8 protein-coding genes and 1 pseudogene are annotated in these 9,431 nt (G+C 70.4%); 4 read left to right on the top strand and 5 right to left on the bottom strand.

What is annotated here, in order from left to right:
• Nucleotides 1-162 precede the first annotated feature (162 nt).
• Nucleotides 163-654 carry a hypothetical protein gene (locus AB0O21_RS37795; protein WP_365179657.1) on the top strand — a complete coding sequence of 164 codons (492 nt, stop codon included), beginning with the start codon at nucleotides 163-165 and terminating at the stop codon, nucleotides 652-654.
• A gap of 27 nt (nucleotides 655-681) precedes the next feature.
• On the opposite strand, the pseudogene AB0O21_RS37790 reads toward AB0O21_RS37795, so the two are convergent.
• Nucleotides 682-846, bottom strand: a pseudogene (locus AB0O21_RS37790) (transposase); the annotation flags it as partial.
• A gap of 374 nt (nucleotides 847-1,220) precedes the next feature.
• Between AB0O21_RS37790 and AB0O21_RS37785 the strand changes: the two are divergent.
• Nucleotides 1,221-2,801 carry an ISL3 family transposase gene (locus AB0O21_RS37785; protein WP_365179654.1) on the top strand — a complete coding sequence of 527 codons (1,581 nt, stop codon included), beginning with the start codon at nucleotides 1,221-1,223 and terminating at the stop codon, nucleotides 2,799-2,801.
• 194 nt (nucleotides 2,802-2,995) lie between these two features.
• Here AB0O21_RS37785 and AB0O21_RS37780 read toward each other — a convergent pair whose 3' ends face one another.
• Nucleotides 2,996-4,531: an isocitrate lyase/phosphoenolpyruvate mutase family protein gene (locus tag AB0O21_RS37780; protein ID WP_365179651.1), complete on the bottom strand. Its 1,536-nt coding sequence runs from the start codon at nucleotides 4,529-4,531 to the stop codon at nucleotides 2,996-2,998.
• A gap of 65 nt (nucleotides 4,532-4,596) precedes the next feature.
• Between AB0O21_RS37780 and AB0O21_RS37775 the strand changes: the two genes are divergently transcribed.
• On the top strand, nucleotides 4,597-5,271 hold the full coding sequence (locus AB0O21_RS37775; protein ID WP_365179648.1) for a winged helix-turn-helix domain-containing protein: 675 nt from the start codon (nucleotides 4,597-4,599) through the stop codon (nucleotides 5,269-5,271).
• Nucleotides 5,272-5,570: 299 nt separating this feature from the next.
• Here AB0O21_RS37775 and AB0O21_RS37770 read toward each other — a convergent pair whose 3' ends face one another.
• Nucleotides 5,571-6,068, bottom strand: a complete 498-nt coding sequence (locus AB0O21_RS37770) for a hypothetical protein (protein ID WP_365179645.1) — start codon at nucleotides 6,066-6,068, stop codon at nucleotides 5,571-5,573.
• Nucleotides 6,069-6,427: 359 nt separating this feature from the next.
• Between AB0O21_RS37770 and AB0O21_RS37765 the strand changes: the two genes are divergently transcribed.
• Entirely contained in the window at nucleotides 6,428-6,670 is a 243-nt protein-coding gene (locus AB0O21_RS37765; protein WP_365179660.1) for a DUF5713 family protein, read from the top strand.
• A 222-nt stretch (nucleotides 6,671-6,892) separates the two neighbouring features.
• Here the strand turns inward: AB0O21_RS37765 and AB0O21_RS37760 are convergent, their stop codons facing one another.
• Together AB0O21_RS37760 and AB0O21_RS37755 are read right to left on the bottom strand one after the other, a co-directional pair.
• Complete coding sequence (locus AB0O21_RS37760; protein WP_365179642.1) at nucleotides 6,893-7,855, bottom strand: ankyrin repeat domain-containing protein; 963 nt, start codon at nucleotides 7,853-7,855, stop codon at nucleotides 6,893-6,895.
• A gap of 178 nt (nucleotides 7,856-8,033) precedes the next feature.
• Entirely contained in the window at nucleotides 8,034-9,356 is a 1,323-nt protein-coding gene (locus AB0O21_RS37755; RefSeq protein WP_365179639.1) for a hypothetical protein, read from the bottom strand.
• Between the last annotated feature and the right edge of the window lie 75 nt (nucleotides 9,357-9,431).

Raw genomic sequence — 9,431 nt, 5'->3', positions numbered from 1 at the left:
CCAACGGCGACAAGCTCACAGCCATACCCAGAACCCCCGGATCCGCCGATCTTACGAATGACCGACTCAGACCCACACTTGGAAGGTAGGACAAGCTCAGTGCCTGTTTCCGATCTAGGGCCCGGTGAGAGGCGGGGCTCACCTGATGTTTAAGGTGCGGGCATGGCTGTCCCTGAGATCATCCCCATCGCCCATGAGCCGGACTATCGGACGAGCACCATCGGCCGATTCAGCGGCGGCCAGTTTCTGGCTTCGGTCACCTATGCCTTCCGAGACGGATTCGCGATGGGGGACGGCTGGGAGGAGCAGAAGCGGCTCTTCGCCGTGCTCCACAAGTTCGACCACGACGGACACCACCAGGAGTCCGACATCTGGTGCGCCGGTACTTGGGCAGAGCAGATGAAGCGCCCGCGTGACGAGCATTCTGTGGTTGCCCGCGCGGAAGCCCGACTGACCGCAGTCCTCGCAGGCCTCGCAGAGCGTGAGTACTGCGCCATCGCCATCCGGCCGTTCCAGCTCACCGTTGACGGTGTGGTCTTCGGCCTGATCACGGAGTGCCATGCCGAGGACGAGAACGGCGAGGACGACTGGGCTGAGCTCTATCCCGACGGCTTGGGCTTCTCGGCTCCATGGAACGGCGAGTACGACACCTGACAGACCAGGCGGTCCGCAGAGTCGGGAGGCGAGCCGCCTTGTCATCAATGTGATGGCTGCACATGTAATAAGGGCTTCGCTGTGCTGGACGAGCCGCTCGTAGTCGCGGGCATGGCGGCGCGCGTGCATCAGCCATGCCAGTGTGCGTTCGACGACCCATCTACGTGGCAGGACGACGAACCCAGAGGTGCTCTTGGGTCGACTGACAGTCTTGACCGTCAACCGCAGGTGGGTTTCACCCAGTCGACGAGCTGACCGACGTAGGCAGAGTCGGCCCAGACCATGGTGATCTCGAGGTGCGTGAGCCGGAGGCGAGAGAGAACTTCCTTGGCAGGGTCACGGTCGTTCATGTCGGCGGGGTGACCATGACCAGCAGGGGGAGCCCTCGGGTACCCACCACGATGTGTCGCTTCCTCCTGTCGGCGTACGCCTCTGAATGGCTCTGGCAAGATTTTCGTAGTCGGAGATCATCTCGGTGGCGTGGTCGGCCGGTCCGCAAAGCGGGCAGCCTGCCACTGTGCTCTGTTGAACTGGCCAGTCTGTTACCGCAGTTGTCTGATGTGCTGGTGAGCTCGGTCGAGGTCTCCGATGCCGCGGTGACGGTCGGCGCCCGCACGAGATCGGGTGAACCGGCGAGATGTACGGGATGCGGTCAGCTCAGCGTGTGGTGCCACAGTCGGTATGTACGGAGCCTGGCCGACGTCACCCTCGCGGGCCGGCCTCTGCGCGTCGAGTTGTCCGTGCGCCGTCTGTACTGCGAGAACACGACTTGCCCGAAGGTGACCTTCGCCGAGCAAGTACCCGGCCTGACAGCGCGCTATCAGCGGCGGACACCGCGACTGCAGTGCCTGGTGGAGGCCGTGGGCGTGGTGCTGGCTGGCCGGGGCGGAGCCCGGATGCTTCGGATCTTGAACATCAGGCTCTCGCGGGTCGCCGTCCTGTCCCAGCTGATGCGGGTGCCGCTGCCGCCACTGGTCACGCCCCGGGTGCTGGGGGTCGACGACTTCGCGCTCTACGGCGGCACCTACGGCACGCTTCTGGTCGATGCCATCACCCGGCTCCCGCTCAGCCTCTGGGAAGGACGCGATGCGGAACAGCTCGGACGGTGGCTCCGAGAGCACCCGGGCGTCGAGGTCGCCTGCCGCGACGGCTCCCTCACCTACCGGCAGGGCATCACGGCCGGGGCCCCCGAAGCCGTGCAGGTCAGCGACCGCTTTCACCTCTGGCAGGGCCTGTCCCGCCGAGTTCAAGACATCGCCTCCGCCCATCGCGGCTGCCTGCCCGCGGCTCTGCCCACGGTCACTGAAGACGATCCCCCACCGGTCGAGGAGACCACCGAGGACGCTGCGGCGAACACCCGGGCAGGGCGCCATGCCCAGAGTCTGTTCGAGGCTGTCCATGCTCTGACCCGCACCGGCCGGAGCCATAGCTCCGTGGCCCGCGAACTCGGCCTGGACCGCAGAACCGTCGGCAAGTACGCGCGCGCCTGCACCTGGCAGGAAGTGATGCGCCGGCCACCCCGCAAGCCCTCCACCCTGGATCCCTACCTCGAGTACCTGCGACAACGCTGGGACGAAGGACAGCACAGCGCGAAGATCCTTCACGAAGAACTGCAGGCCAAGGGCTACCTCGGCCACTACCAGCGCGTGAAAATGGCCGTCGCGCCACTCCGGCGGGGCCTACCCATCGACGAGCCACACGAGCGACCACCCTCACCTCGCGAAGCGGCCCGCTGGATCACCACCCACCCGCGCCACCGCAACCCGCACATCAACGAACGCCTGCCCCGGCTTCTCGAACACTGCCCCGAACTCAAGCTCACCCACGACCTGGTCCGCCGCTTCGCCACCATGCTCGACAACCGGGACGCCGCACCCCTGCCAGGCTGGCTGGACGACCTCGCGAACAGCGGACTGGCCCCACTCGCCGGCCTCGCCGGAGCCCTGCATGAAGACCGGCACGCCATCGCGCAGGGCATCACCACCCCTTACAACTCCGGGGTCAACGAAGGCCGCATCACCGACGTCAAGCTCCAGAAACGGATCATGGCCGGGCGTGCTGGCGTCCCACTCCTCCGCCACCGCGTCGTCCTGATGGCCCACCTTCGCCGCCGCTATGCGGACCGGTCGGCCATCTCACCGAGATGATCTCCGCCTACGAAAATCTTGCCAGAGCCCTCTGAATGCTCCGCCAAGTACGGACAAACGTGCACCGCTTGGCGGCTGGTCGCGACCTGGGTTCCGTCGTGGACGTCACACCCGAACTTCCCCATGCCAGCGCCCGATGCCTGTTTCGAGTACTGCATCAAGCGAATGGCCGGAGATTTCTACAGCGCTCTCCTTCAGGCACCGACCAGTGCCTGTACCTCGGCATAGGAGGGGGCCTTGAGATCCGACCGTCGGCCGGCGCGGATGCCGGTCGCGGTGGTCACGGCCGCCTCCAGGGCCGTGCGGTAGAGCAGCGAGCCGAGGCTGATCCTGCGCACGCCCAGCGCGGCCAGCTCGGCGAGGGTGGGTCCGGTCGGCGTGTACAGGATGTTCAGCGGGACGACCAGGTTTGCCGTCAGGTCGGCGATTCCGTCCGGATCCGACAGTCCTGGCACGAACACCCCGTCCGCACCGGCCTGTTCGTAGATCGCGAGGCGCGCCGCGGTCTCTTCTTCTTGGCGTCCGAGCCAGTGGGTGTCGGTACGCGCGTTCACGAACAGCGCGGGCGCGGCGGCCTTGACTGCGGCGATCTTCGCCGCGTGCAGTTCCGCGGGGGTGAGGGTGCCGTCCGGGCGGCCGTCTTCGAGGTTGATGCCCGCAGCGCCGGCGGCGTGCAGCTTTCGGGCCAGCTCGGCCACTTCCTCCGTGTCGTCGCTGAAGCCCGCTTCGGCATCGACGGTGAACAGGAAGGACCCCTGCCCGAGTCGGCGGGCCAGCGTCAAGGTCGCGTCGACGGTGGCGGCCGCCCCGTCCGGCAGGCCGGCGGCCGCGGCCACGCCCAGGCTTGTGGTGCCGATCGCCTCGAAGTCCTGCGCCGCCAGGGCAGCGGCGGAAGCGTAGTCCCAGGCGTTGGGCAGGAGCAGCGGGGTGGCCTGGTGGTGCAGTCTGGCAAAGGGGGTCAGCGGGCGCCGGAGCAGGCCTTCGGACAGGGCGAGGGCATGGGCCCGGCCGGGGCAGAGCCGGGGTGGTGTACCGAAGGTGAGGGGGATGGAGTGGGCGTGGTTGGCGGCCGCGAGATCCAGGAGCACCACATCGCCCACGGCGACCTCCCGATCGCCGACGCGGGTGGCGCGGGCGGCGATCCGGCGCGTGGTCCGTACCGGCGGCACCTCCCGGAGCACCCGGGCCAGCGGTACGTCACCACCGGACGAGGCCTCCACCAGTGCAGCCGTCGCCGCGCATGCCTGCACCAGCAGCCCGATGCGGTTGGCGGCAGCCTCCAGCGCGGCTTCGTCCGCCCGCCCCGGCACCAACTGCGCCACCAGCCAGGCCACCGAGTTGTCCGCGTCCGCCCCCGCCTCCGCGTCCGTACCCCCGAAGTAGGCACCGGCCACCACGATCACCGCTTCCGCTACCGCCCCGGGCTCCGGCATCCCCAGGGCCTCGGCGAGGGTACGCACGACTCGCACCCTGGTCTCCCCCTCGGGCTGCCCTGCTGCCGCCCGCCGAAGCGCGGCGGGCTCGATCCCGGCCAGTTCGGCCTCCACCAGGGCCCGCCTTCGCCGATGCGGCTCACCGGAGCTGAATCGGGCCACGGTGGCTCGGAGCCACGCGACACTCGTGCCGCCCGGACCTCCGTCCACGGTCGGCAGATCCGGGACGAGCGCCGGGTCGGCAAGCGCCGCCCGGATGTCCGCGTAGCGGTTGAATTCATGCGTCGTGTGCGTCATGGCCCCGAAGGTAGGGCCGGGATGGTTCGGCGCTGCCCGAACCGTCCCTGCGGCATCATGTCCCCATGTCCCCCCTCGCCGAGACCGCCGGCCTGTTCGCCGACCGCACCAGGGCCGCCTTCTGCCTGGCGCTGCTCGACGGCCGCGCCTGGACCGCGGGCGAGCTCGCCCGGCACGCAGGTGTGCGGCCCTCCACCGCCAGCGAGCAGCTCTCCCGCCTCATCGAGGGCGGACTTCTGACCGAGGAACGCCAGGGCCGGCACCGCTACGTCCGCCTGGCCGGCCCCGAGGTGGCCGCCCTGATCGAAGCCCTCGCGTCGTACGCCCCGGATACCCCGCATCCGCAGAACCTACGCGAATCCGTGCGGCTCAGCGCCGAAGCCCGGGCCCGCACGTGCTACGACCATCTGGCGGGGCGGCTCGGCGTCGCCCTTGCCGATGCGATGATCGCCCGAGGCATAGTCGCCGCCGACTCCGGGCTCGCCGTCACTACGGCTGGCCAGGCCTGGCTGACCGATGCCCTGGGCTACCAGCGACCGCCGGGTACCCGACGGCCCCTGGTGCGGGGCTGCCTGGACTGGACGGAGCGCCGCCCCCATCTCGCCGGAGCACTGGGCGCGGCCCTGTGCTCCGCAGCCCTGGAACGGCAGTGGGTGCGCCGGGTCGGCTCCGGGCGCGCGGTGAAGGTGACGCCGGACGGGGCCGAGGCGCTCTGGAAGCTGCTGGGGGTGAAGGTCTAGCCGCGCCGGAGCCGCGGCCGTCCGGACGCGCGGGACGGACGACGCTCCTTCGCCGTAGAGGCGTGGCAGTGCCGCACCAGTGAATGCGTGCGCGGTGAGCCCCGGCCGCCTCCCCCGGTCTTGCGCTCCGCAGACTGGCCCCCGCAAACATCAGCGGCCCGGCGCCGGGGGCGGGTGAACGGGCAGCAAAAGCCCTCCGGCCTCGGGGCACCCGGCGGCCCGGCCGCCAGGCCGCCCGGCGGCAATACTGACGGCCCTCACCCGTCACCAGGACCCGGCCGCCTCCGACCACCGGGCCGCTACCCCGCCCTCGTGATCGCCAGGACAGTCGCCGATCCTTCGCTCGCGCGCGTACACGGAGAACCCGCAGTTCGTCGAGGGCCTCGTGCCGGGACCGTTGCGTATCCGCCGGTGGTCTCGACCCGGCCGGTGGCCTTTCCGCCCGCGCCGAAGGCGAGGAAGGCGCCTGGCCGGCCCTCCGTCGTCCCGCCGGTCTGTACGACCGCCGGCTCGGCGGACCGCAGGGTCACCTGCCCGTCCGGTACGGGGGTCGTCCGGCCGCCGAGGGGCGCGGTCCGCCGCTGCCGGCCATCAGCCGGATCGAACGCGGCGAGCCGCAGTTCAGTGCGGGCGCAAGCGAGTACGGCCACGACCTGCTGCTCCCCGGCGGCGACCTGCTCGGGCACGCAGCCGTCGGGGACGGCCTCTATCCAGCGTGGGGCGCCGGTCCGCAGATCGAAGGCGCGCAGAGCGGCTTTCGATCCGGAGACGGGGGAGGCCGGGTGTCGGGGACCCACGTGCCGTCGGCGTCTCGCAGGACGGCGATACCGCCACCGACGGCGACCATGTCGGTGAACGTCTCGCGCAGGTCCCCCGGTGTGCATGGCGTGTGCCATCGCTCGCGACCGGTCGTGAGGTCAAGCGCGGCGACGGTCGAGCAGCCCTCGTCCGTCATGTTCCCTCGGGCGATCAGAACGATGGAGCCTCCGCTCCCCACCCGGCCCCGTGTCGTCGGTCGTGGGCGTTGCCATGCGGATCCCCACCCCTGGCTCGAACAGTTGAAGCGCTGTCAGGGTAGGGGCACAGCTGATCAACGCCCCGCGCGCATGTGCGGTCGGTCCCCGTCCACGGCCGTTGTCAGTGGTAGGGGAAGGCGATCCTGCTGCGGTTGTGCGAGCGCATTGAGGTCGAGCAGCCGTCGGATCTGAAGCCGTTGTATGCGCTCACCCAGGCTGCGACGGAGGAGTTCAACCTCCTGGACAGGGAGTTCGCGGCGGCCGGGAGCGGGATCGAGACGGTTGCGCGTGAGTGGATCTGTGACGAGTTCCGCTTCGTCGCGTCGGCATACGGGTTCACGGACGCGCACGCGGAGGAACTGACCTCCGGCCGGGATTGGTGAACGATGGCGGGCAGGCCACCTCCGGCCGAAGCCATTCCTTGAGGGCTGCGGCCAGGACGGTCGCCTCGTAGCGGAGGGTGGCCTGGTCCATCGCATGGCGACAGCGCGGTGGCCGGCTGCCGCGGGAGCCGAGCTTCAGGCGGTTGCGTGCCTGGTCGGCCTCGTCGGGGCTGGTGCAGGTAGGGCATTCTCGCCCGTCCGGACGGCGGACGCCCCCAGGCCTCAGTGTTTCCAGTAGTCGTGCTCCGGCAGTTCGAGCCACATGTCGGGCGGCCCCACGACCGCGCGTGGATGGGTCTGCCGAAGTCCCGCGAAAGCGCACGCGTAGGCCACCGCGCTGCGACGGTAGAGGTAGCAGGCGAGGACCTCTTCGGGGGTGTCGTCCGGCTGTGGTCCGCCGCCCGGGTGGAGGTCCCAGCCTTCGACGACGCCGTTGCGGAAGATGCTGCCCTGGTTGCCGCTCTTGGGGTTGGCGTACAGCCCGTAGCAGACGGTCCCGGCGGACAGGCGGGTCAGAACACCCAGCCTCACCGGGACGGCCCCCCACGGCTGGGTGACCACGCAACCGCCCGGCACGGTCGTCACGCCGACGAACCGCTCGCTCTCCTCCGGCTCGTACGCCCACGGCTCGTCGAGCAGTTCCTCGATTTCCTCCCCCACCGCCGGTGCCGCCTCCAGGCGGCGCGCCGCTTCCTCGGCATCGATCCCGGCCACGCAGGCCAGGCCCGTGCCCTCGTAGAGGATCCGTTCCAGCGCGGCGACGAGGGGTCTGGCCTCCCGGGCCGCCCTTCGCTCGGCCTCGCTCAGGCCGCGTTCCGTTTCGGGCCTCACGAAGAGGTCCGGTGTCGGACCGGCCAGGCTGAGCCGCCCCGGTGACCAGCCGCCCATCGACGGCCGCCAGGGATCCGCTCCGGCGGCTGCCAGGGCGCGGGCGTTGTCCGGCCGGCCGGACAGGACGGCTTCCCAGAGCGCCGTCGTCCCGTTCTCCAGCGCGTCCACGTCCGCGACGCGGCGAGCCAGCTCCGTGACGACCTGCGGCGAGCCGAAGCCGGCCGCCCGGTGCAGGGGCCGCCCCCCGCTCCACCGTTCCGGATCGGCACCCTGATCGAGGCGCCGGAGGATGGCCTCGTGGTCCTGCCACTCCTCCCACCCCACGCCTGCCCACATGTCATCGCGAACGGCCACCGTGCCCCCCAGTCTTCGTCATCGGCAGGGACGTTGGCCGCGCCCCTCGTCCCGTACACGCAGCATCGCAGGCGGGTCCGACAACGCCGGTTACGTCGCCCCGCACGGAGCCCCGGAAGCGGCTGACGGGCCAGGCCGCCAGCGACAAGTGCGGCCGCGTAGCGAGCCTGCGCGGCGGTCAGATGCGGTGGACCGGAGCGGACGTCTGCGTCCAGTGCCAGTTGACGGGGCCCCACTGCTTCTTCAAGGCGGTGCGTTGGCGGGCGTACGAGCGAAGTGCGTCCTCCACCGCGGCCGGCAGGTCGGTGAGGTCGTCGGGTGCGGGAACGCGCAGGATGAGGTGTTGCTTCGTGTGGACGAGCAGCAGGTCGCCGTTGGGGGCGCAGGCCCCGAGGACGAAGTGGGTGAGCGGTCTGAAGGTCTTGTTCTCCGAGTCCAGCTTGGCGCGGAGCACTCCCCCCTTGTTCCAGGCGTAGAGGCCGTAGCGGTTGAGGTGGAAGGCACGGCCCCGGTGGGCGTCGGCGGCCAGGTTGAAGCAGAAGCCGGTGAAAGGGGAGTCCCGCCACTCGTGCAGGCCGTGGAGGCGTCCGGTCATCTCGCCCTGGTCGTTGACGAGGGCGAAGACGAAGGGCTGGCCGCGGCTGCCGCCGCGGAACGTCTTGGCGTAGAACGGGACGACGAACAGGCTGTCGGAGAGCGGTACGGGCCGGCCGAGGCGGGAGTCGTGCCAGCTCGAGAGGCTGTCCTCGCCGGCCGTCAGCTCGGTCAGCGCGGGCCGGGGCCGGCTGGCCAGGCCGACGGGGGCGCCTCGGTAGGTGGCGTGCGCGCGCAGGTCGACGTCGCTCTGATGGGCCGGTTCGGGGTCGAGGGAGGCCAGTGTGTTGATCACCGGCTTGGCGTCGGCGGTCAGGGCTCCGTCGGCGACGCCGACGAGGTTGGTGAGGACGCTGCCGTACCTCCACACGCCGTACTCGGCTACGGTGCACAGCAGGCGGCCCGAGGGTGTGACGCTGACGGAGCAGGCGAAGGGGTCTCCGTCGGCCGGCGTGAACGGCTCGAAGGACCGCCTGTCCTTCGAGTCGTAGACGGCCAGAACCCGGCTCAGATCGGGGGCGACGAGGGTGGTGTTGTTCGGCTTCGCGCTGATGGCGAGCACTCCGTCGGGCAGGACGCACAGGCTGATGTCGCCGCCGCCGGCGACGGCCGAATCCCCTTCACGCGCGCCGCCGGTGGGGAACAGTGCGGTCCCGAGGACCTCGGCGTCCGCGGAGTACCGGCTGATGACCCGGTACCCGAAGTTCGCCTTCTGCGGGTCCTGTTCGTCGTCGGCGGTTCCGTAGGTGTGGCGGTACACGCCGTACAGCGCGTACACCTCGCCGTTCGGCGCGCCGGCGACATCGAAGAAGTGCACGCCCCAGCCCTTGGAGTAGAGCGCGGTCAGATCGAGCCGGTGGTGGTCCACGAGCGAGCCGGGGAGGGCCAGCGGAAGAGTCTGGATCATGCGGTTCATCCTGGCCGATGTTGCTGACACCGGGCAGAGCGGATCCCGGACGGATGCGAGTCGCCCCACGCGTCG

This window comes from Streptomyces sp. NPDC091371 (assembly GCF_040684275.1).
Lineage (GTDB): Bacteria > Actinomycetota > Actinomycetes > Streptomycetales > Streptomycetaceae > Streptomyces.
This window is presented reverse-complemented; position numbering and strand designations above follow the sequence as displayed.